This window comes from Marinobacter persicus (genome assembly GCF_002934325.1).
Lineage (GTDB): Bacteria > Pseudomonadota > Gammaproteobacteria > Pseudomonadales > Oleiphilaceae > Marinobacter > Marinobacter persicus_A.
Genome location: NZ_PTIV01000008.1, coordinates 15,096 through 38,101, shown reverse-complemented (window position 1 = coordinate 38,101; position 23,006 = coordinate 15,096). Strand labels below are relative to the sequence as shown.

20 protein-coding genes are annotated in these 23,006 nt (G+C 58.0%); 8 read left to right on the top strand and 12 right to left on the bottom strand.

The window, feature by feature from the left end; translation table 11 throughout:
• Positions 1-26 precede the first annotated feature (26 nt).
• Positions 27-575, top strand: a complete 549-nt coding sequence (locus tag BY454_RS06345; RefSeq protein ID WP_104415970.1) for a hypothetical protein — start codon at positions 27-29, stop codon at positions 573-575.
• Positions 576-581: 6 nt separating this feature from the next.
• On the opposite strand, the gene BY454_RS06340 is transcribed toward BY454_RS06345, so the two are convergent.
• From BY454_RS06340 to BY454_RS06330, 4 genes are all read right to left on the bottom strand, one after another.
• Complete coding sequence (locus tag BY454_RS06340; RefSeq protein WP_104416037.1) at positions 582-1,295, bottom strand: matrixin family metalloprotease; 714 nt, start codon at positions 1,293-1,295, stop codon at positions 582-584.
• Between the two features lie 195 nt (positions 1,296-1,490).
• Positions 1,491-1,760, bottom strand: a complete 270-nt coding sequence (locus BY454_RS06335; protein WP_258075580.1) for a GlsB/YeaQ/YmgE family stress response membrane protein — start codon at positions 1,758-1,760, stop codon at positions 1,491-1,493.
• Between the two features lie 33 nt (positions 1,761-1,793).
• Positions 1,794-1,958 (bottom strand): hypothetical protein, encoded by a 165-nt coding sequence (locus tag BY454_RS16850; RefSeq protein WP_181049660.1) that lies wholly within the window; start codon positions 1,956-1,958, stop codon positions 1,794-1,796.
• A gap of 103 nt (positions 1,959-2,061) precedes the next feature.
• Positions 2,062-2,580, bottom strand: coding sequence for a PRC-barrel domain-containing protein (locus BY454_RS06330; protein ID WP_104415969.1), 519 nt, complete (start codon positions 2,578-2,580; stop codon positions 2,062-2,064).
• A 340-nt stretch (positions 2,581-2,920) separates the two neighbouring features.
• Here BY454_RS06330 and BY454_RS06325 point away from each other — a divergent pair, with 340 nt between their 5' ends.
• The gene (locus BY454_RS06325; protein ID WP_104415968.1) at positions 2,921-3,484 is read left to right on the top strand and encodes a Tll0287-like domain-containing protein; all 564 of its coding nucleotides are present in this window, start codon (positions 2,921-2,923) and stop codon (positions 3,482-3,484) included.
• Positions 3,485-3,521: 37 nt separating this feature from the next.
• Here the strand turns inward: BY454_RS06325 and BY454_RS06320 are convergent, their stop codons facing one another.
• Together BY454_RS06320 and BY454_RS06315 are read right to left on the bottom strand one after the other, a co-directional pair.
• Positions 3,522-4,214: an alpha/beta hydrolase gene (locus BY454_RS06320; protein ID WP_104415967.1), complete on the bottom strand. Its 693-nt coding sequence runs from the start codon at positions 4,212-4,214 to the stop codon at positions 3,522-3,524.
• An 88-nt stretch (positions 4,215-4,302) separates the two neighbouring features.
• Positions 4,303-5,778, bottom strand: coding sequence for a DUF3360 family protein (locus tag BY454_RS06315; protein ID WP_104415966.1), 1,476 nt, complete (start codon positions 5,776-5,778; stop codon positions 4,303-4,305).
• A 170-nt stretch (positions 5,779-5,948) separates the two neighbouring features.
• Between BY454_RS06315 and BY454_RS06310 the strand changes: the two genes are divergently transcribed.
• The gene (locus BY454_RS06310) at positions 5,949-7,805 is read left to right on the top strand and encodes a diguanylate cyclase domain-containing protein (RefSeq protein WP_104415965.1); all 1,857 of its coding nucleotides are present in this window, start codon (positions 5,949-5,951) and stop codon (positions 7,803-7,805) included.
• A gap of 2 nt (positions 7,806-7,807) precedes the next feature.
• Here the strand turns inward: BY454_RS06310 and BY454_RS06305 are convergent, their stop codons facing one another.
• The 4 genes from BY454_RS06305 to BY454_RS06290 form a co-directional block, all read right to left on the bottom strand.
• A complete protein-coding gene (locus BY454_RS06305) occupies positions 7,808-8,431 on the bottom strand; it encodes a condensin complex protein MksE (RefSeq protein WP_258075579.1) in 624 nt (207 codons plus the stop codon).
• A complete protein-coding gene (locus tag BY454_RS06300; protein WP_104415964.1) occupies positions 8,424-9,848 on the bottom strand; it encodes a hypothetical protein in 1,425 nt (474 codons plus the stop codon). Before BY454_RS06300 ends, BY454_RS06305 begins: the two co-directional genes overlap by 8 nt.
• Positions 9,841-12,783, bottom strand: coding sequence for a hypothetical protein (locus BY454_RS06295; RefSeq protein WP_104415963.1), 2,943 nt, complete (start codon positions 12,781-12,783; stop codon positions 9,841-9,843). The genes BY454_RS06300 and BY454_RS06295 overlap by 8 nt, the downstream gene beginning before the upstream one ends.
• A 111-nt stretch (positions 12,784-12,894) precedes the next feature.
• Positions 12,895-14,511, bottom strand: a complete 1,617-nt coding sequence (locus BY454_RS06290; RefSeq protein WP_104415962.1) for a methyl-accepting chemotaxis protein — start codon at positions 14,509-14,511, stop codon at positions 12,895-12,897.
• 246 nt (positions 14,512-14,757) lie between these two features.
• Between BY454_RS06290 and BY454_RS06285 the strand changes: the two genes are divergently transcribed.
• Positions 14,758-15,423, top strand: coding sequence for a hypothetical protein (locus BY454_RS06285; RefSeq protein WP_104415961.1), 666 nt, complete (start codon positions 14,758-14,760; stop codon positions 15,421-15,423).
• A gap of 27 nt (positions 15,424-15,450) precedes the next feature.
• Here the strand turns inward: BY454_RS06285 and BY454_RS06280 are convergent, their stop codons facing one another.
• Complete coding sequence (locus BY454_RS06280; RefSeq protein WP_104415960.1) at positions 15,451-16,074, bottom strand: L-threonylcarbamoyladenylate synthase; 624 nt, start codon at positions 16,072-16,074, stop codon at positions 15,451-15,453.
• On the bottom strand, positions 16,071-16,427 hold the full coding sequence (locus BY454_RS06275) for a BolA family protein (protein WP_104415959.1): 357 nt from the start codon (positions 16,425-16,427) through the stop codon (positions 16,071-16,073). The genes BY454_RS06280 and BY454_RS06275 overlap by 4 nt, the downstream gene beginning before the upstream one ends.
• A 369-nt stretch (positions 16,428-16,796) precedes the next feature.
• Here BY454_RS06275 and BY454_RS06270 point away from each other — a divergent pair, with 369 nt between their 5' ends.
• The 4 genes from BY454_RS06270 (at position 16,797) to BY454_RS06255 (ending at position 22,989) form a co-directional block, all read left to right on the top strand.
• Complete coding sequence (locus BY454_RS06270) at positions 16,797-18,959, top strand: DNA topoisomerase III (protein WP_104415958.1); 2,163 nt, start codon at positions 16,797-16,799, stop codon at positions 18,957-18,959.
• Between the two features lie 138 nt (positions 18,960-19,097).
• Positions 19,098-19,826, top strand: a complete 729-nt coding sequence (locus BY454_RS06265) for a response regulator transcription factor (RefSeq protein WP_104415957.1) — start codon at positions 19,098-19,100, stop codon at positions 19,824-19,826.
• Positions 19,819-21,312, top strand: coding sequence for a FecR family protein (locus BY454_RS06260; RefSeq protein ID WP_104415956.1), 1,494 nt, complete (start codon positions 19,819-19,821; stop codon positions 21,310-21,312). Before BY454_RS06265 ends, BY454_RS06260 begins: the two co-directional genes overlap by 8 nt.
• Positions 21,313-21,348: 36 nt before the next feature.
• Complete coding sequence (locus BY454_RS06255; RefSeq protein WP_104415955.1) at positions 21,349-22,989, top strand: sensor histidine kinase; 1,641 nt, start codon at positions 21,349-21,351, stop codon at positions 22,987-22,989.
• Positions 22,990-23,006 lie beyond the last annotated feature (17 nt).

The following is a 23,006-nucleotide window of genomic DNA, read 5'->3' as shown; positions in this document are numbered from 1 at the left end:
TGAAAAACGCAAGCAAGGAGTTTCACATGATCAAACTCAACACGGCAGCAATAACACTTTGCCTTCTCGGTGCACTGCCCATGTCAGTCGCGGCACAATCCTCTTCAGTTGGGCCAAACCAGGGTGACAGGGAGTTCTCACTCTCGGGCACCGGCAGCAGCGATCGCAATCTGGATAGCGGCAGTTTCGGCGTGAGCGGCGACCTGGGTTGGTACCTGAGTGATAATCTGGTGGCGGGTGCTCGACAAAGCATCAACTACGCCAGTATCGAAGGTGCGGACATTGAAGATGATTACTGGAATGGATCCACCCGGGGCTATCTCAACTATCAGTTCCTTGACAATCGTGCACGCCCGTTTGTCGGCGGCAGCCTGGGTGGCATCTACGGCGACGGTGTCAAAGACAGTGCCTTCGCCGGCCTGGAAACAGGGCTGAAATACTACGTGCGACCAAAGACCTATTTCATTGGGCGCGTCGAGTATCAGTTCTTCTTTAGCGATAGCGATGAGGCTTCCGATGCATTCCAGGATGATGGAGCCTGGGCCTATACAGTGGGTCTGGGTTATAACTTCTGAACCACTTCAAAGTGCTGTTCCGGAGGCAGGGATGTCGGAGCCATCGGCCAGCACATCGCGCCTGGTGCTACGGCCATAAAGCCGCCGGATACCTCGCAGGTCCCCGGGCTGAAGCTCGGGGAATTCCTCGGTATAGCGAAATCCCATCACCTGCCCCGAGGGGCCGGGGTGGTCCAGGCCGATGGCGTGCCCGATCTCGTGAATCAGGGTATAGCGGAGATCATAGACCTCCGTGTCGCCACCGAAACCCACCTTCCATTTCTTGTCGGGGTTCAGGCATACCAGCGACTGCTCAATGGCACGCATGCCCTCTATCAGCTCTTCCGATTCCTCGGTGTAGGAAACATTGGCGAAGGCTCGCATCTCAGGCTGGCCCTGTGCACCCAGAATGATATCCGCATCCCGAGCATCAGCAACCTGATAAAATGAAAGGTCAGCAGCGCGTTCCCAGACCCGAAATGCCGCCGCAGTCTCGCGGGCCAGTATCTCAAAAGAGAGGCCCGGTCCCGACAAGCTTTTCATCGGTTCCAGATCGCGACAATTCCGTGCACCATCAAACCGCAGCGTCTCATCAGCGAAAGCATAACTGACATTCGCCCCCACCCCTAACCTCTGCTCGCCCCACTTGACCAGATTGCCGTCCAGCTCAAGCAGCCGGTAGCCATTTTCTTCCCGGTCTTCGGCAAGCAAGGGAAGAGACAGCGGCAGACATGCAGCCACTAGCAGCGTTTTGATGATATGCCCGGAGTGAACAAGGCGTTCCCGTGGTAACAATACTCGCATCATTCAGACAGAGTACGGATCGCCCCGGAAGGTGTCGGTTGCAGTTTGGTAAGGGAATGTATATCTGGGAATGGTTATCCGAGCTGGGGAAAGCACAAAGCTCGGATAACGGGTCAGTGACGGGCGCCCCCTTCAGCCTTTCGATTTACGCTGAAAAAGGCTCAGGATGGCAAGCAGTATGACGGCACCGATAAGCGACACGATGAAGCTCATGACGGTGATGCCATCATTGATGGAGCCTGCACCAAGCAGCGGCCCGATCAACCACCCACCGATCAGTGCACCGACGATGCCGACCACGACGTTAAGGATGATGCCCTGCTGGCCATCCGTGCCCATGATCAGGCTTGCAACCCAGCCGACCACGCCACCCATGATAAGCCATATGATAATACCCATCATTTCGTCCTCCAGTAGATAGTGTCATTCAGCGGTTCAATCCTTGTCAGTTGCCTCCTCGATGGCATCGCCGGCCTCCTCGACTGACTCGTCGACTTCCTCACCAGCCTCTTCCATGGGGCCATCCTGCTCACAAGCAGACAGCGTGATCGTCAAGGCGCTGATAAACATGGCAGCGGCAATCGTTTTACTGAGTTTCATTATTCATCTCTCATTGTTTGCTCGGTTGGCGTTAATCATGGAAACGGCAGAGGCCTTTGCCCCTGCCGTTTATCCATTCCAACCCGAACGGGAATATCGGAATTTAGTTTTGCTTTTCAAACTTTGGCGCGGATTGCAGCTCGTCACGGGTTACGTTAACCCGCAGCTTCTGCCCATCCGAAGTGCCTGATGCTGTCAGCTGATCCCAGCTTATGGCGACATCTTTTTCACCCATTCCCAGGAATCCACCAACGCCCACGACAACGGCTACAACCTGACCGTTTTGGTCAATGATCAGGTCGCTGACTTCGCCCACATTTTCATCACCAGTGGTTGTAATCTCCGCACCGATCAGACCACTTGCCCGCATGCCGTTCGCGGGGGTAGAGGCGATATAGTCCTGGTTTTTCATTCCAGACTGATCGCGCATGGCTTTATTGCTATCCGAGTGCATTTTGCCGTCTGACTTCATTTTTGAATCAGATTGCCCTGCACTCTGCTCATACTGAGAGCTCTCTTTTTGCTGATCACCATCCTGGCCAGCAGCCAGAACGGAGCCGGCTCCAAGCGTCAAAACCGGCGCGACCAATGCGTAAAGTGCCATGGAACGTAACTTATTCATGAGAATCTCCTTAACGTTGACTCTGTTTGCCGGACAAAACGTCCTACTTAACCACCTCATCAAAGCCCTCCTTACCCGGCATGATCACCGGGCAGGAAGCTGAACTGCCATAAAGTAAAGTATGGAGTTCGGGATGAGACTCAAATGTACGCTGATGGCATGGGCCGATCGGTTCGCTGACGCACGCAAGAAAGGCCAGAAAGATGATAAAAAGGTAATCTTGGGGTTGTTGGTGGCCGGGCAGGGTATGTGCTGTGGAATCGGTTATTCTGCATTCGGCTAAATATGTTCTATAATGTTATAAACATAGAAACCTGAATTCTTGCAAGGAGGAAGTTCAATGAGAAAGGCGCTTACGGCAATACTGATGGCATCGGCATTCGCCGCACCTGCCTTATCTCAGGCGGCTGATCAACGGGTCGAAGAGGCCCGCGCACTGGTGAAGAGTTTTGGTGGCTCGTTAAAGCAGGCCCTGAAACAAGCCATTGAAAACGGCGGCGTCGTCAATGGTATTGCTGCCTGTAATACGCTGGCTCCGGAAATAGCCGCCCAGAACAGCAAAGGCAACTGGCACATTGGCCGCACCAGCCTGAAACTGCGAAATCCCGACAATGCGCCGAGTGACTGGCAGGAAATGCAGCTACAAGCGATGGACAAGCAGCCAGTGGTGAATGGCAAACCGGTGGAGGTCTGGCAGGTTTCAGACGCCGTGGGTCAGCCGGAATTTCAGTACATGAGTGCCATTCCCACCCAGAAGCTGTGCCTGAACTGCCACGGCAGCGATATCAAGCCCGACGTGCAGGCAAAGATCAATGAACTCTATCCCCAGGACCAGGCCACCGGGTTTTCAGAAGGGGATCTGCGCGGCGCCTTTGTGGTGACCTATCGTCCGGCTGAGGATTAATGGCCGACAGCTCCGCCAGGTTCAGGGCGCCTCTGCCCTAACCTGGCGAATCCACACGGTGAGGGCATTCCCCGCTCAGGCACCGCTCACAAAACGCATCCATGTCGCGTATTTCTTCCAGGCACAGGCTGTGTTCCATGCCATAGCGATGGTACTCGGGCGCATAGCCTTGCGCCTGCAACACCTCGACCGCCCGTTGACCCAGAGCCTCCGGCACCATGGGATCATGGCTGCCATGGCCTACAAAAATCGGTAGGTTCTGGTTCACCTCCGAGCGCTGAACGCTATCGGCCGTGGCGTAATAAGTGGACAACGCAAACAGACCGGCCAGCGGCGCCGGGTAGCTCAGTGCCGCTTCATAAGCCACCGCCCCGCCCTGGGAGAAACCACCCACCAGGATGTTCTCCGGCGCAATACCTTTTTCCCGCTCCTGATCCACCAGCTCTGCCACGGCCTGGGCCGACGCCCGCAGCTGTTTCTCGTCCAGCTGGCGATCAATGTTCAAAGCCAGGATGTCGTACCAGGCGGGCATGCGCATACCACCGTTGATGGTTACCGGAAGGTCCGGGGCATGAGGAAAGATAAAGCGGACGGCGCGCTTTTTGGCAAAGGCCAGTTCCGGCACCACGGGTTCGAAATCGTGGCCGTTGGCACCCAGGCCATGAAGCCAGATCACAGACGCTTCCGGGTTGGGACCGGTTTCAATAATCAGGGATTCCAGAGAAGGCATTGACTGCTCCGACTGTTGAATAAAGGGCAACAGGATACCAGAAGCAGTCGGCCGGCGGGCACAGCGCCCACCGGCAAACAGAAGAGGCTTAATTGACGCGGAAGGCTTCCAGCATCGCGGGAATACCGGGGAACATGCCGATGGCCAGCATTACCACGCACAGCACGGCAAATACGATACCAGGGATGATCCAGCGGCCGGTATGGCCCAGGTCAGCACTGCGCTCTTTGCTGCCAATCAGGCCCAGGTTATCCAGCAGTACCGTCAGCGACCAGCCAAACACCGGGTTCACCATGGAGGAGGCAAAAATGACGATGGCGGCAGACTCGGTGGTTTTACCCTTGCGTGTCATCTGCATACCCGCCTCCAGCAGTGGCAGGAATACACCCACGATCAAGGCAACTCGCAGCACCGGCGGCCACACCGCCAGATCCATCGGGTAGCCAATCAGCGCTGTGGCCAGGCACAGAATACCTGTTAGTACCGCCCCGGCTGGAATCGGGCGCTTGGCAATGGCAGCCGGTACCATGTAGGTCCCCCAGGAAGAGGCAATGTTGGCGCCACCCAAAGCGCTACCCACAACCTGTCGTGCCGAGGCACCAATCATGGTGTCATCAATGTTCATGATGACCCGGTCGCTGTTCTTCGGGTAGTTCAACTTCTGGAACACCTGATGACCCAGGAAGTCCGGGGACCACATGGCTACTGCCAGAACCGCAAACGGAGCCACGGCGAGGAACGCCTGAAAGTCCGGAAGACCCAACTGCCAGCCGGTGTCCTCACCCCACCACCAGGCCGGGTTCACGATTGGAAAACCGGGGTCGGTGCTGAATTCAAACGGCGCCCCCAGGGCGAAAGCCACCACCCCGGCCAGCAAACAGCCCAGCGGCACCGCCAGCCAGCGCTTGCTGATATGCTCAAGCCAGGCGTACATAACAATGGTCAATATCAGCACCACGAAGGCCAGATACCCCATGTCAAAGCCTTCGGCCCAGTTGAACAGGGCCTTAACCTGGCTGGTCACGCCAATAAAACCCAAATAGAGCAGCAGGCCACCGGCCACGCCGTTACTGGTCAGTTTGGTCAGCAGACTACCGCCCTTGGTGATACCCAGAATAAAGCCGAGAACACCCACCATAATGCCGAGGGCCATGGGGTGGCCGCCGGACGCTACAATCAGCGGAATCATGGCAATCAGGGGGCCATGAGTACCGGCCAGGTTAGCAGTCGGGTTCAGGAAACCGGAAATCAGAATAACGAACAGGAGGCCAGCAATCACCAGCTCGAAGCGGACGTTTTCGGTCACGAATTCTGTGGACAGGCCCAGCGGAGTGGCAAACGCTGCTACGATAGCAGCAACCATGACCACCTTACCGATGGTCGCGGCCATGGCAGGCACCCAGTCTTCCCACTCAAAGTTGTAGTCCCGGAACGGGAGGTTGGGCCGCCAGCGGCGTGGCGCCATGACTTGCAGTTCGTGCTCCAGATATTCTTCACGAGTATCAAACTCGGATCTTGGCTTCCGTTGCGCAAGATAACTGTTCTTCGCGTTCAGCTCAGACATAGGAGAATCCACGGCTTGAGAATTTTCGTCGCGGATACTAGGAGGGTGGGCAGCCTCAATCTATAAGCCCTTTGGCTAAGATGAGTCTTTTTTAGACAAAATTGGCTTATCGATTGCTAAATAGACTATAATTTGAGCTTTGCAACCAGTCGCATAAAACAGTTTTTTATATGGATATTCACGACCAGAGGCGCCAGATCGTTAACCGCGCAGTGATTGCAGCGGTTCTGACCGGCATTGTCGTGGCTATCGCGGTATCCATACCCTTCATCAAAGAAACCCACAACCTGACCGAACAGTTGGCCACCAATGTCGCCAACACCAAGACCGAAAGCATTCGCACCATCCTTGACCAGCACCAGGATCTGGCCCGACAAACCGCCAGCCGCTCTGAACTCGCCAGAATGCTGGGGGAATACGCCCAGGGACACATCAGCCTGAAGGCCCTGCAGGCGTTCACTTACCCACGCCTCAGAGATGGCGCCCGGGGCATGGACAACCTTGCCGCAATCATTCGTTACGACATCGCCGGCAATGAGGTGGCTCGCATTGGCCCCTTGGCTGACCGTTTGCCACGGCTAGTGCCACTCCTGTCCGGCCTCGATATCAAACAGTACTCGCTGGAAAACAACACTTCTTCGACACCCCTGTTGCACACTATCGGCAAGATACAAACCGGCGGCGCACAAGTCGGCTACGACATGCTGTTGTTCACACCGGAGCCGTTTCTGCGCGTGTTCAATTCCGGTGACGGCTTTCAGGTTTGCCTGCTGGATAACGCCCAGACCAAGCGCCTGGCCCTGGACTCCGGCACCGGTCGGTTGGTGCTGACCCCACCGGTAGGCTGCCTGCATGAAGGTGAACCTTTGCAGGAAACCTACTCCGAAGGCTACATAATGGCTACCGAGGCGGATGGTACCCAGGTGTTAAGTTTCCTTCGGCCCCTCGATGGCTATGACTGGGAAGTACACGTACGGTCGGACATGTCGGATGTCTTTTCCGGCGTGTTTCGTGAAGCCATCATAGCGCTGTCCATCATCTTTGGCCTGTCCGGTCTTTCCGGATTGCTCGTCAAACGCTCCCTTAAACCCCTGGCCCATACCCTGACCAGCCAGGCCGAGGAAATCGCCCGTTCCTCGGAAGAACTACGCCTGGCCTACCAGGTGTTTGAACACACCCATGAAATCGTGGTGATTTCCGACACATCGCTCAACATTATCCGCGCCAACCCCGCGTTTCTGGATATTACCGGCTTACCCGGACGCAAGGTCATGCGGATGAAGATGAGTGACTTCCTGATCACCGAAAAGCCAGAGCAGGAAATCACTGAATGGCTGCGTAAACGCCTGTCGCGGGAAAAGATGTGGCAGGGCGAAGTCTGGCTGGAAACCGCCAAAGGGCAAACAACCCCGTACCTGGTCACGGTGTCGCCAATTGCCGATACGACGGGCGTTATTCAGCACTACGTCATGACCTTTACCAATATTACCGAGCGGGTAAAGTCCGAAACGCAGATCCGTCGCATGGCACACCTCGACAACCTCACCAACCTGCCCAACCGGGCCGCCCTGGAGCAGCACCTTCGCCAGACAATCGACCAGTGCCAGCCCACGGACACCCGATTCGCCGTGATGTTTCTTGATCTTGACCGTTTCAAACCCGTTAACGACATCTACGGTCATCAGGCGGGGGATGAGCTACTGATTAACGTCGCCAGACGCCTGGAGAACTGCCTGCGGGAGGACGACTTTGTTGGCCGCCGGGGCGGCGACGAATTCGAAATTATCTCCGGCCCATTACGCAGCCCCGATGATGCCCGCCCGATAGCCGAAAAGCTGGTGGCCGTACTGAACCAACCTTTCAGTATTCAAGGCCATACGGTGGATATCGGCGCCTCCGTGGGTGTCGCCATCTACCCCGTTGATGGCATTACATCGGTAGACCTGCTGAACGCCGCCGATGCCGCCATGTACAACGTCAAAGCCAGCGGGCGCAACAACGTTGGCTGCGCCCGAGGTTGTTTCTGAACTCAACCCTGCTCGTATTCGCGCACCAGCTCGTGCAGAAAATGCATGCCCGCAGAGCTCAAAAAATAACGCTCCGCGCCGGCGCGGAACAGCAGGTTTCGTTTATCCAGATAATCCAGCGCTTCGGCCAGCCCTTTTTCAAAACGGGCGGCCCGCAGGATATCCTGGTATTCCTCGTCGGCCGCCAGCGCCTGAAGGTCCTGCTCGTTTAGTCCGGCTTCCGGTCGCCCGAGATAATCGAGATCCCGGCCGCTTCGGGCGAAATAACGACCGATCAGCAACAGCACCACCTGCACCCGAAAGGCATTCTCGTCGTGCTCCTCGCTGTCGTTGTCGCTGCTCTCCTTCAAAAAGAAGAACGCTCCGTTCTCATCAAACACCAACTCGCTGCCCAGGTGCTCGTAAAGCGTGCGGAAATGCGCCAGATGGTTGTACAGCAGGTTGTATTGGGGATTAGCCACAAGCTCGGAACGGTTGCTGTCCCAGACCTCCCGGACTATCACACGACCGGCCTGGAATTCGCGATAGATCGCGGCACTCTGTGCCGGCAGAATATCCTCAAAGCTGGTCATCGATGGTTCGCCAGCATTGATACCCGGCTCAGTCGCCACGGTTGCTTCAGTCATCGTTTACCTCGGTTCGTGGTTCCAGGCGGCGCTTGCGGTAGACAAACTGTTCCCCGGCTTCCGGCAGGGTACTGTCGGTTTCCAGAATACGGAAGCGATTGGTCGTCACCACCTGGTATCCCGGCGGTGGCGTGTTCACCAAGCGGTTGAGCGACGCAAGCAGGTCCGGCGGGCGGTAGCCGGGGATAAATCCTTCCAAACGACCATGCAGCTCGCGCACCAGATCCTCAGTCGGGCGCAGCTCCAGGCTCTCCAGCCAGTCGTAGAGCCGTCGAATGCGCTGGACATCAACGCGGGCATTTCGGCCACTGCCAGACACTTCCTGCAATACCGGCACCTCGTCCTGGCGACGGATGTCCGACAGTCGCAAATCCAGTTCGCTAAGCAGTAACTGGTAGTAACTGGACGATTGCCCGAACGCGTAGTGTTTGGGCCGCTGCTGCGCGCGCAAGCCCACCAGGAACCCCGTGTTGCGGGCAAACGCCCCGCCCTCCAGCCACTTACGGCGTAGGCTCAGGGTTTCAGTGTCGTCCTTCAGGGAACGCAACTGGCTGTAGAAATGCTCCATGGCGTTGTACTGCACCATGCCCTGGCGGGTTTTACGCAGAAAATGCTCCACTTCCCGCGCCACCGACTGAATTGGCTTGTACAGCGCATTGAGGCTGAGCGCTGAACGGAAAATCTGGTCAGCCAGGCTGTGATCACCGTTGGCTTCCAGCAACCGCACCATCGCTTCCAAGGTGTCGAACAGGTTGCTGCCGTCGGGCAGCCGGGTGTCCGGGTTAAGGAATACCAGCGTTGGCTTGATATGGCGCTCGTACAGGGTCACGATCTGATCAAACAGGTTCTGACGAAACTCCAGATACCTGTCCGGTGCCCGGCTGGCATCGCCGGACAACTCCGCCAGTTGGCCGGAAATGGTCTGCATGCGGATCACATTCTGGCGCAGCAGGCCAATCAGCTGACTGACCCGCTCGTTCAAGTCATCCCGCAGTTCGGTAAAGTCCGGATCAAATTCGCTGAAGCTGCTGACCTCCAGCCGATCACGGACATCCCGCAGGGTCACCAGATGCCCCCGAAGCCTTGCATCGGTAAGCTCCTGGTACAAAGACGCGTTGCAGGCCCGCATCATATTAATCAACGCGTCCTGGAACACCAGGCGACGCTCGCCTTCGGCCTTGATGATGTCGATGACCAGACCACTGCGAAACAGATTATCGGTGCTCAAAGCCAGACGCACCCGGTCTTTGTCGGCCCGGCCCAGGCGGCGCGAATAGTCCATCACCTCCGCCACCAGATCGCTCTCGCGCACGTAGCGGGCCTCGTTGCGATCCATCCGCTCGATCAGCCGAAACAGGATCTTCGGATGTTCAAACAGCAGGCGCGTGGTATCCAGCGTGCTGAAACGCTTACTCATCCACTGACTCCAGCAGGCTGTCCTGGGACTGATCCACCCAGTGGCTCACCGCTTCGCCATCGGTAAAACCTTCAGGGCCACCCCAGAACACGAGAGTGCGGTGAGGGCTATAGGGGCGTGCCGTGCGCATCTGCCCAACTTCCAGGTGCCGGCCCACCAGGTAGATCATCTCGGCACTGGCACTGTGGGTGGCCGCCGAGAACAGATTAAAGCCCTGCCGACTCAGCCGATCGAGCAGAGCCGGCATCTGGCTGACATCAACACTGGCCAGCTCATCCAGCACCAACGGGAACGACAGCTGCACACCGGGATACAGCACCCGTTTGAGCAGGCGATACACCAGCTCCAGGTTGATCAGGGCAGTTGTGGAGGTGGACTGGCCCTTGGTGTCCAGGCCAGTGGCGTTTTCCTTGCGGGTGCGATAGGAAATGCCGGTGATCACCTTGTCCATGGTCAGGTGCTTGCTACCGCCCTGCTCGCCGAAGAAGTCCGCCACAAACACCCGCAGGCGATCGTAGAAGGCATCAGACTGCAGTTCGTTGCCAAACGGGTCGATATTGTTGGCTTCTTCCACGAGATTGCGGAATTTGGGATCAGTGTGGATATCCACCCTGATTTCCACCAGGTCATTAATCCGAACGCCCTCCAGTTCCCGGTTAAGCTGGGCTTCGAAGCGGGAGATGTGCTCATGATTGGATTTCAGCGCCTGCCGGTAACTGGCCACGGTTTCATTGTGCACCTCAATCTGTTCGTGGTGCACGCGCCACTCCTCGGTCATGCTGGCAAACAGGTCCGAGAGGGCCTTGAAAGCCTCACGGATTGCCGAGGAGACCGGGCTGTCTTTCTGTAATTCATCCTCGCGATCCTCCAGGAGGCCCTGGAAGACAAACTGGTTCAGGTGGTTAAGAATGCTGCGCCGCAGGTTTTCCAGCTCATCCAGCCGGCCCTGCAGTTCCTCAAAGGCCGACTCCGACACCTGGTCCACCGCCAGCGGCTGATCGCACTGGGTGTTTTTCAGGTACTGGAACCGATGCTCAACCGTGCGCAGGCTGCGGCTAAGCTGGGTCAGTTCCCGCTCCCGCTCCTCAATGCGGTCTTTCTCCGCTCGGGCCCGGGCGGCTTTCTGTTCCACCGCTTCCAACCGCTCCCGCTCCAGGTTCCCTTGCTCCTGAACCTTGGCAAGAGCCTCTTCGGCAGCCTCTTTTTCCGCCGTGGCATCCCGCAGCCGGGTCTCCGCCCCAGGGAAACGCTTGAGCGTATCCAGTTCCTTGGTAATCGCCCGAATTTCTTTGTCCGTGCGTTCAATCAACTGCGGCCGATCGTGCTCCTGGCCCTCGTCGGTCGCCAGCTCGGATCGTTCCTTTTCCAGGGCGTGGAGCTCGCCCTGTATACGCTGCCTTTGGGCCTGATAATCTTCAGCCCGGGCGGGCTGGCTCGCGTATTCGGTATCGAACCAGTCATAGCCCGTCTCGGTGGACGAAAACAACTGGCCGAAGGCGGTGATGGTCTCGCGGGTTTGCGCATCCAGTGCCTGCCCTGGGCTGGCAAGCATCAACCGGGGGTCCACCGCCCGCAAAGGAGCCACCACGGACTCATCCAACTGATGAGCCAACTGCCATTGCTGGCGACTTTCACGCTCAGCCAGGGCCTGCAATTTCGCTTCAAACTCCTGGCGTTTCCTCTCAATCTGCTCCAGCCGGATTTCCGCCTGGGCCGCACTCTTCAGCGCGGCCAGGTGCCCCAGTTTGCGCTCCAGCTCCTCCTGCAGGATGTCATCAATCTCCTGCAAGCTCATATCGCCGTATTGGGAGGCCAGCAACTCACCGTCGCGCTGGTCCTGCTCGGCTTTTTTCAGGTTGCGGGCCTCGGATTTGATCTCACCCTCAAGGCCTTTGGACTCCTGTTCCAGCTTTTTGAGCGCCTGTGCCAGGTGTTTCAGTGCCTCATTCTGCTCCTGATACTGCGTCACGGCCTGGCGACGCTCCCGGCCAACGGTATCCAGGGCATTGGCCAGCCCGTCCCGGAAGGCGGCAAACTCGTGCTGACTGCGCAGCAGGGCCTGATAGTTCTGATAGGCCCCGTTCAGTTTTTCAAACCGGCCCCGCTCCTTCTCAATCCGGTTCAACCGGGCCTGGCGCTGTTTTAGCTGCTCGTGACGTTCCAGAAATTCGTCGATGTTGAAATCAAAGGCGTCATCGGCGAATTTCTTGTCCGCCTCGACAATACTGGCCACGGCGTTGGCCATGGCCCGGTCGTCAGCCTTCATTTCAAACAACAGCAAAATCAGGGTTCGCAGTGACTGCACCCGGCGTTCATCCGCCTCGGCCAGGGGAAGGACCGAATAACGCACGGCGTCGGCGTTCATGAGCTCGCTGCTGTAAAGCAACGTGCGCAGTTTGGCCGGATCGCTCACAAAACGGGTCTCTTTCGACAGCTTTTTCACCGCCTCGGACACCTTCTTGAACGACAGCTCCGGTACCGCCTCTCCAATACCATCGGCATCGTCGCCACTCCAGAACAGCGGCCGCAGCTGGTCGTAGGAAACCGGAGCAAACATGCGCCCGTAACTGAGCTGGCTGCTGCTATCCCGGTAGAGAATCTGACAGTGCACACCGGCGGGATTTTCCGCCTCCATGATCAGGAAGCTGAACTGACTGGGGAAATAGTGCTGGTAGCTTTCCTCATTGGTGTAGAAGTTGCCGGCACTGGCATTGCGGAAGGCGAATTTCTTGCGGCTGTTGCGGAAATTGTTTTCCGGTAGCAGGAACAGGCGCAGCGAATTCAGGAGGCTGGATTTGCCGAGGTTGCCGGGCCCCAGGATCAACCCATGGTTGTCCACCGGAATCTCCACGTAACAAAACCCCGCGGAATCCACCAGCACCAGCCGGCGAATACCGAAACCAAACGCACTCGCACTGGCCTGGGAATCAGTCATCCAGAATCATCTCCTGCTCCATGAATTTGCCGGTGGCCTAAACAACAAAAGCCAATACCATCACAACAATGGTATTGGCTCAAGACCACACTCACTTCCCTGTGCCTGAATTCAGTCCCTGGACAACCGGAACTGCTCAATCGTCTTATGCAGGGTTTCCGCCATTGCCAGCAGATCCGCCGCGATGCGGGCGGTTTCCTGCGCATCGGTGGAGGTCTGTTCGGCGGAGCGGCTGATTTCAATCACATTGTGGTTGATCGATTCAGACACATCGCTCTGCTCATTGGCCGCGTTTTCCATTTCCTCGTTCAGACCGGTGATCTCCCGAACAGCCGCAGCGATAGTCTGCAGCTCATTCTCAACCTTCAGGATCGCATCCACCTGCTCTTCGGCCATTTCAGAGGCATGGCGCATGGTACCCACACAGTCCACCACTTCGCGCTTCAGACCATCGATCGTCTTGCGGATTTCCTCGGTGGAATCCTGGGTGCGGGAAGCCAATGCCCGCACTTCATCAGCCACTACCGAGAAGCCCCGGCCCTGTTCGCCAGCACGGGCGGCCTCAATGGCGGCATTGAGGGCCAACAGGTTGGTCTGGTCGGCAATCTCGGAAATCATTTCCAGCCGATCGGCCATTTCGGTGGTGCGCTGGTCCAGCTGTTCAATACGCTGGGCGCCAGCCTGCACTTCCGTGTTCAGGGACTCGATGCCCTTAACGGCGGTACGGGCCAGTTGCTCGCCGCTTTCGGCGGCCTGAGTGGTGTCGGCTGACTTGCGGGCGGTGTTCATCGCATTTTCCCGCACCTGCACGGCAGACGCCGCCATTTCAGTGGTGGCGCTGGCCACCTGGTCGGTGTTGTCCTTCTGGGCCAGCACTTCCCGCTCGGTGGTTTCCGCCTTGCCAGAAATGGTGCGGGCGGCGGACTCCACCCGTTCGGCGTTATCCACTACCGTCAGCATGCTCTTGCGGATATTCGCCACCATTCGGTTAAACGCGCGTGCAACCGAGCCAATTTCATCGTTGCGGCTAACGTCCAGCTCAAGCGTCAAATCGGAATTGGTGGAAATCTGGTCCATCCGATCGTGCAGGCCGCGCAAACGCGAGAAGATCAATCGGCCAAGCACAAACGTCACCAGAATAAACACCACCACAAAAATCAGGATCTGAATACCGCCACTGAACATCAGCTGCTTGTTGAGCCGGGCGTCACTCTTGGCCATGGAATAATCCACCCGCACGGCACCAAGCACCTGCCCTTCTTCAGCCTGGTGACAACCCAGGCAGTTCACGCCCTGGTAATTCTCGCTGGCGCGCATGGGTTGAATCAGGGTGTAAACCCGGCCGTCTTCATTCTTGGAGTAAGTCTCGATGCGCTCGCCATCCAACGCTCGCTTATCGATCTCCGTCAGGTTTTGCTCATCGGCGTTGGCGGTACCGAACATGTTGATAAGGTGTTGGCTGCGCAGTATCCGCACATCCAGCACTTCTTCCGGCGCCATGGTCTTTTTACGCAACACTTCCTTGTTGCCGATGGTACCGGTGACCATCATCGTGTTCAGCCCATCAAAATAGGACTTGGCCAGCCCATCCACGTACTTGTGGCTGTATTCCTCAAGATGGTCTCGCTGCGACCAGGAACTGTAGACCACCGTGAACACGAGAATGGCAATAAACGCAGCAGCAAGTGCGGCAAGCAACAAAAAGCGGATTGAGTATTGTTTTTTCATGACGCCCCGACGATAGCTGAGCAATGGTTATGATCTGTCTCTTTTGACGGCTGACTTACCGGTAACTTTACAGTCCGTCAAAATTTTTACGTTGATGCAGAGCATCTGCATGTTTCGTGCCGAACAACTCTACCCTGATTCACAGAAAGCGCCACCTAAAGCTGGCCTGAAATCTGCATGAGTCAGAAAGGACCTATCACTGACGAATTTCCGGCAATACTTTACCGCCGGAGGAGGAAACGCACCATGTCTTTGCTGGCATCGCTCATACAGGCAAGCACCCGCTTTCAGCAAGCCATGGACCAACGCCCCGCGGCCCAGGCGAGCAACAACGCTGAAACACAAACCCGCCCGACCGAAAAAGCCCCGGAACCGGCCGGTAGTCCCGGCGATGACCGCTTCACACCGTCGGGCCAGAGCATCGACAGCCTCACCAGCCTTAAAACCCGCTCACTGGCCTTGGGCGAATACAAACAAACCGTTGCCCAGGATCTGTCGTTTGTACGCGAGACATTGCGGCACAAGCTTGCCGAATACAACCTGCACCCGGCCACCACCGTGAACGTCAGCAAGGGTGAGAACGGAAAGACCCAGATCGACGGCTCCATGCCTGACGAGGTCAAAAACAAGCTGGCGCAAGACCTGAACAACAACAAGGGCTTTCAGGAAGCCTTCAGTCGGTTAAGCGTCACGGAACCGACACTGAGCTTCATGGACAACGCCCTGAAACTCAACCAGGCCTATGGGGTGAGCAATTCCCTTCTGGATTCCATGGTCAGCGAAAACCAGCAATTCAACGGCCTGCAGGACCTGGTAACCCGATACGACAATCTAAAGCGCAGCGCCAGCGAGCAACCGATTCAAGCCGCCAACTCGCAACGCTACGCCTTCAACCTCAACGCCCGGGCTTGACACCCGGACTGACTGTACAAGCGATGCTTAAACCCGGAACGGCTCAGGATCGCCCTTGCCAACCCGGGTCACTTCCGGAACATCGCCAGTAAAGTTCACCACCGTGGTGGCCTCCAGGCCGCAGCCGCCGCCATCAATGATCAGATCCAGCTCATGCTCCAGGGCATCCCGGATATCCTCGGCATCGGTCATCGGGTCCGATTCACCGGGCAGAATCAGCGTACTGCTCATGATCGGCTCACCGAGTTCCGCCAGCAACTGACGAACAATTTCATTATCCGGCACCCGCACCCCGATCGACTTCCGCTTGGGATGCAACAACCGCCGAGGCACCTCACTGGTAGCGTCCAGGATGAACGTATAAGGCCCAGGCGTGAAAGTCTTCAGCAACCGGTACTGGGTGTTGTCCACCTTGGCATAGACCCCGATGTCTGACAGGTCCCGACACACCAGCGTAAAATTGTGCTTGTCGTCCAGCTTGCGAATCCGCTTGATGCGATCCGCCGCCTGCTTGTCGCCCAGGTGACAACCAATGGCGTAACCGGAATCCGTGGGATACACAATCACGCCACCCTTGCGCAGAATCTCAACCGCCTGGGTAATCAGGCGCTTCTGTGGTGTTTCCGGGTGAATCTGGAAAAACTGGCTCATACATCGTCTCCCTGCTTTAGTTTGGCCGCCATCGACTCATCACCTTTGGAACCGCCCATGCACCCGGGCGAATCCGGCGAAGCCTGACCACTCTCGCGCCATTCCTCTGGCGTGTACAGGTGCAATGCCAACGCATGCACCGGCCCGGCCATCTCATCGGCCAATACCTGATAAATTGCCTGATGCCGCCGAACCTTCATCTGCCCCTCAAACGCTGGCGACACCATCGTCACCTTGAAGTGCGTCTCGGAATTCGGCGGCACCGAGTGCATGTGACTCTCGTTCTCCACCGACAGCACCGAAGCGTCAAACGCCTCGGCGAGTTTTGTTTCGATAGCCTGTTGTACTTTCATAAGCTTTAATCTGACTCCTCACCCGCTTTGCAATACGGCGACTGGCACAAAGCCTGACGCGCCAGTACGGAAAGCCCTCACGAAAGTGTCTGTTGCCATGGATGGCAACAGCAAGCCCCCAGGGGTGAGCCCAGCGTATATGAAGCGAAGCTTCATGCGCAGGTGAACGACTGCAATCTGTGATTGCAGGCCGGACCCGCAGGGGGTTCACGGCGTCTTTCGTGAGGGCTTTCCGTACTGGCGCCGCCCGCATATACGCGAACACCATAGCACGGCAGTCTACTACACAAATCAGGCAACCCCGGAAGCCCTTGACACAAAACCACCAAACCGCCACATTCCAACACCATTTCCAAAGCATCACCAGCCATGCACCTGTACATTGCCGAAAAACCCAGCCTGGCACGCGCCATCGCCGCCGCCCTCCCCGGCCCTTACCAGAAAGGCCAGGGCTACATCCGCTGTGGCAAAGGCCAGGATGCCGCCACCGTCAGCTGGTGCATCGGCCACCTGTTGGAGCCGGCTGAACCAGCCCGCTACAACCCCGCCTGGCAAAAGTGGCGCCTCGAGCACCTGCCCATGTTCCCCGAACAATGGCAGTTGACCCCCAAGGACAGCGTCAAACAACAGCTTAACGTGCTCCAGTCCCTGATCCGCCAGGCCGACACCATTACCCATGCCGGCGATCCGGACCGCGAAGGCCAACTGCTGGTGGACGAAGTGCTGCGGTTCGTGGGCACCCGCGCCCCGGTCCAGCGGGTACTGATCAACGACCTGACGCCCAACGCCGTGGCCCGGGCCATACAAAGCCCCCGCGACAACCGGGAATTCCGTCGCCTGTCCCACTCCGCGCAGGCCCGCCAGCGGGCAGACTGGCTGTATGGCCTGAATCTCACCCGGTTCTATACCTTGAGCTACCAACAGCAGGGCGAACAGGGCGTCTATTCGGTGGGCCGGGTGCAAACGCCCGTCCTGGGCCTGGTGGTGGAGCGGGACAACACCATTGAAAATTTCGAACCCAAACCCTGGTATCGGATTGAAGGCCAGTTTCACGCGCAGGATGAAGAAAGCGACCCACAGCCCTTCACCGCCCGCTGGCTGCCCGGCGAGGCATTCCAGGAACATCTGGATGAAGAAAACCGGTTACTGAACCGGGACATCGCCGAACAGGTTGTCCGGGAAGTACAGGGGCGCCCCGGCACCGTCACCGAAGCCCGTTTTCGCGACCGGCCCGAGCCACCACCGCTGCCCTTCTCCCTCTCAGCGCTTCAAATCGAGGCCGGCCGCCTGTATCGCATGGCCGCCAAAGACGTGCTGGATACCGCCCAGAGCCTGTATGAACGCCATCAGCTCATTACCTATCCACGCTCAGACTGCCGCTACCTGCCCGAAGAACATTTTGGCCAGGCCGGGCAGATCATGCGCTCGATCTGCCGCGTGGCGCCCGAGCTCGAAGCCTTTACGCCAGCACTCGATACCAGCCGCCGCTCCGCCGCCTGGAACGACCAGAAAGTCGATGCCCACCACGCCATCATTCCAACCACCCGGCCATCCCCGAATGGCAAACTGACATCAGCAGAGGCCAAGATCTACGGCCTGATCAGCCGCTACTACCTGATGCAGTTTGCCGACCAGGCTATCCACCGGGAAGGCCGGCTAACAGTCACCGTGCAGGAACACCGCTTTCGCGCCACCGAAACCGCCGTGGCCCAGGCCGGGTGGAAAGCACTGGAGATAAAATCCCGAGAAGAGCAGCCCGAGCCAAAAAAGTCGCCATTACCGAACCTGGAGAAAGGCGAACCGGCGATCTGCGACAGCGCCGAGGTGAAGGAACGAAAGACCCAGCCACCGCAACCTTTCACCGACGCCACACTGCTCTCGGCCATGACCAACATTGCCCGCTTTGTGTCGGATGCGGAACTGCGCAAGACCCTGCGGGAAACCGACGGCCTGGGCACCGAAGCCACCCGTGCCTCCATACTGGACACATTGTTCCGCCGCGAGTACCTGCAGCGGGACAGGCGATTCATCCGGGCCACCGGTAAAGGCAAGGCCCTGATCAGCGCCCTGCCCGATTCCATTCGCACCCCGGACCGCACCGCCGTCTGGGAATCCACCCTGGAAGCCATCCACCGGGGCGAGGCCGACCCGCGCCAGTTCATTGCCGGGTTGCAGGAAGAGATCGCCGCGCTTATTAACCGGGGCCCGGCAGAGGCCGACACCCCATCAGAGCCGGACGAACAGGCCATTCACTGCCCCAAGTGCCGCGCCCCCATGATCCAGCGGGACGGCAAGTTTGGCGCTTTCTTCGCCTGCACCCGCTACCCGAGGTGCAAAGGCACCCGGCCACTGGAAGACAGCCAGCCGGAAGATGGCACCAGCCAGAAACCCACTCCCTGCCCACACTGCTTCTCGCCCCTGGTGCGCCGACACAGTAAAAAAGGCTGGTTCTGGGGCTGCAGTAATTTCCCGGCCTGCCGACAAACACTGAACGATGATAACGGCAAACCGGCACTAAATAGCCAGCAATAGCCCTATGTTCTTCTACATATCGCTAGTGAAGACAGGCCTAATTTCTGAAATAATCCGTTACTGTTGCAAGGGGAACTTTTTACCACCCTCGCAACTCATAGCCTAACCACCCGGCAATACTATCGAGGGCCAGGATTAATGCGCATTGCTCTGCTGGAAGACGAACACGAACAGGCGCACAACATCCAGTCGATCCTGTCCGAACGCGGGCACGTCTGCGATACCTTCGCCAATGGCCAGGCATTTCTGGGGGCCGTGCTTCATCGCAGTTATGACTTGATGATCCTGGACTGGCAAATTCCCGATATGTCAGGCATTGACGTGCTGACCAACGTGCGCGCCCAACTTAACTGGCCGCTGCCGGCGATTTTCCTGACCCAGCGAGACACCGAAGAAGACATCGTCCAGGCACTCGATGCCGGCGCCGATGATTACCTGGCCAAACCGGCCCGGGCCGCTGAACTGGTTGCCCGCATCAACGCCCTGGCACGACGCAGCAATCCGGAAAGCGAACAGTCGCTGCTGCGATACGGTCCTTTCGAAGTAAACACGCACCAACGCAGTATTGTGCTGCACGGCGAGCCACTGAACCTGACCGACAAGGATTTTGACCTGACCCTGTTCCTGTTCCAGAACCAGGGCCGGTTATTGACTCGTGACATGCTTCTGGAACGTGTCTGGGGTCTGGGCCGGGATATCAATACCCGAACGGTGGACACCCACATGAGCCGACTCCGGCGACGACTGGGACTGAACCCGGAAAACGGCTTCCGGATCAAAACCATTTACCAGCGCGGCTATCGTCTTGAGGCGGTCAAGCCGTCCTCAACCACCGAACTGATGACCGACACCGTTGCCAATGCCTAACTCGTTGAACCGGCCCTTACAGCTTTTCTCAGTTCTGTTACTGGTTATTGCACCAGCACTGGCCAGCGCCAGCTTGTCCATTACCCGGGGATCAGCCATTCCCGCCGGTACTGGCATGGTGGCTGTCAGCCCAGCCAACGAGCCCTCCTGGAGCGACCGCAAACCCAATCCAGCGCGCGCAGGCTCCATCGCCGGCCAGGTCTCCCACATTTCGGGCATTACCGGTCGCAAACTTCCCTTAACGGAAAACACGTTGATTCGTGCCGGCGACGAGGTTCTGTCCACCTCCGGGTCAGCCACCATCAAATTGGCCGACGGTTCCGAACTCAGACTGTCTCCCCAGTCCCGGTTGAGGTTCAATCGCCTGGATCGCCACCGTTACTCCAAGGCCACCGACACCCGGCTGCGCCTGAAAAAAGGGGAACTGCACAGTCGAGTCAGCCCCCAGTCCGGGAAAAACAGTCATTTCGAAATCACCACCCCCTCCGCTGTGGCATCGGTTCGAGGAACCGTCTTCGCCATCCAGGCCGGCAATGACGGCAGCAGCATCCAGGTTACCGAAGGCAGTGTGGACTTTGGCTCCCCAGGAGAGACCCGGCGAATTCCAGCCGGCTATGGTGCAACACTATCCACGGAAAGCCGCCAGGGGCTGAGCATCCGCCCCCTCCCGCCGGCACCCCAGATTGGCGCCATGCCTGACGTCATCAACAGCCTTCCCGTCCAGCTCAGCTGGCAATATCAATGGCCGACCCGCTACCGGCTGGACATTTTTGATCAAAAGACCGGCAATTGGGTCAAGAGCCGTGAGATAAGCGGCACGGAGCATGCGCTTACCAATCTCGATAACGGTCGTTATGAAATCCAGCTTGCTGCACTGAACGGTCAAGGCATTGCCGGCGTTCCAGACACCATTGCCCTGGAAGTCAACGTACAGGCCAGAAAGCCGGACCTCACGGCTCCGGCAGACGGTGCCAGCGTCAACCATGACCAGCCAATGTTCCAGTGGCAGTTGAACGGCACCAACGAAAGAGCCCGCATTGAGATTGCCGAAACAAAGAACTTCGACAAACTGGTCGCCACCAGTGAATGGGCCGCCACCAGCCAGGCCGAACCTGCGCGGAGCCTCACCCCGGGACAGTACTACTGGCGCGTAGCCACCCGCGCTGGCGGCAATTCCGAGGCCGTTTCCGACACCCGCAAAGTGGTGATCAACGGCACGCTTCCGCCGGTGCGCATCATCAGCGTTAATTACCTGAACAACCAGGTACGTATTTATTGGGAAAAGGTGGATACCGCCACGGGTTATCAACTGCAGCTATCCGAAGAACCCGAGTTCCGCAACATCATCAAGGAAGCCGATGTTGACGACACCACCGCAGCCTTGCGCCTGATTCCCGGAAGACGGTATTTTGTGCGCGTCAAAGCTCTCTCCGATGGCCCCCTTGCCAGCCGCTGGGGCCCGGGCCGAGAGCTCTACCTGGACTGACCGCACGAACTAACACCGATAATAAAACCGAGGCGCATGAAAAGGGACTGGCTCGCAGTAAAAACAACCCTCTGGTCCCTCGGCCTGATCGCCATCGGCTACCTGTTTGCCCTGGCAACCGAGCAGCACCACTGGGGGGTCGCCAACGTGCTGCTCCTGCCCCTGCTGGCCGTCCCGGTGGTTAGCGGCATCCGCCTGGCCATCAACAACCGCATTCTCAAGCATCAGATGGAGGCGATCACCTGCGCTCCCGACCTGTCCTTGCGCGAGCCCGCCATTCGCCACCCGGCACAACTGCTTCGTCACTTCCAGGCACTTTTCCAACCGGAGGGCTGGCTATTCGCGGAAAATGGCGAAATCCTCCAACAACAGGGCATGCGACTGAACGAGGCTCCCCCTCTTCCCGAGGCCGCCCACTGGTACCATCAGCAACAACACAGCTGGGTTCGGCTGACTCGCGGCGACACCGAATACGTGATTGGCCTGAGTCTGCGTAATGACCTGAGCCGGGAAGTCATCCAGCGATATCTACAGCGGTTGGACCTTTGCATGGACACCCCCACCCAAAGCTCTCACCCGGCCCTGGCGAACATTTCGGCCCATATTGAAAACGTCCGCCTGGCCACCGAGAGGCAAACCCGGATACAGGCGTTCATCCGGCACAGTTTTGAGCATATGCCCGATGGCATCATTGTTACCGACCAGTTGGGTATGATCCTGTTTGCCAACCACCACATCGAGCGCTGGTTTCGTGAGCCCATGCCCAGCCTCAGCGGCATGCCCCTGACAACACTCCTGGAGGGGCATGATCCCCGGGATCTGCCCCCATGGCACGAAACCGTATCAGACACGCTCACCCAACAGGAAAGCCGCACGGTGGACCTGAAGGTTCATGGCAAGGATTTCCTGATCCATTTCGCGCCGTTCACCCTGCCCGACAGCAACCAGCCAGGGATCATCGCCAATATTTCCGACATTTCAGAGCTCCGTGAACAGCAACGCCAGCACCGTGAGGCCATCGACTTCATCTCCCACGATGTCAGGTCGCCGCTGGTTTCCCAACTGGCGTTGATTGAACAGCTCAAACGCGATCCCGGCCACATCGATGCCCAGCAGATCGAACAACTCGGCCGCCTCGCCCGCCGCAGCTACCACCTGGCTGAAGAATTCGTACAACTGGCGCGGGCGGAGCAGCTTACCGAGACCCGCTTTTACGATTGCGAATTGCTGGCCATCGTCGAGAATGCACGGGACAGCATCTGTGAGCAGGCCCAGGAAAAACAGATTTCCCTGCAACTTCATGGTACCGAGGATCTTTGGCTGAACGGCAACGCCGAACTACTGGAACGAGCGGTGATCAACCTGCTGACCAATGCCATCCAGTACAGCCCTGAAAGCTCATCCATCCAGATCGAGGTTTACCGGGCCGGCCACCTGGCCTGCCTGGCGGTCGCTGACGAGGGCATCGGTATCGACGCCAAAGAACTCCCCTACCTCTTTGACCGTTACTACCGGCAGAAAAGCAGTGAGCTGGCGGGCATTCACGGCACCGGGCTGGGCCTGTCATTTGTTCGCACCGTGATTGAGAAGCATCATGGCGAGATCAACGTCGATTCCAGCCCCAACCAGGGCGCGACGTTCACGCTCAAGCTTCCCATTGCCAATCCGATGGTGTGATGGCGTTGAGCCATTAG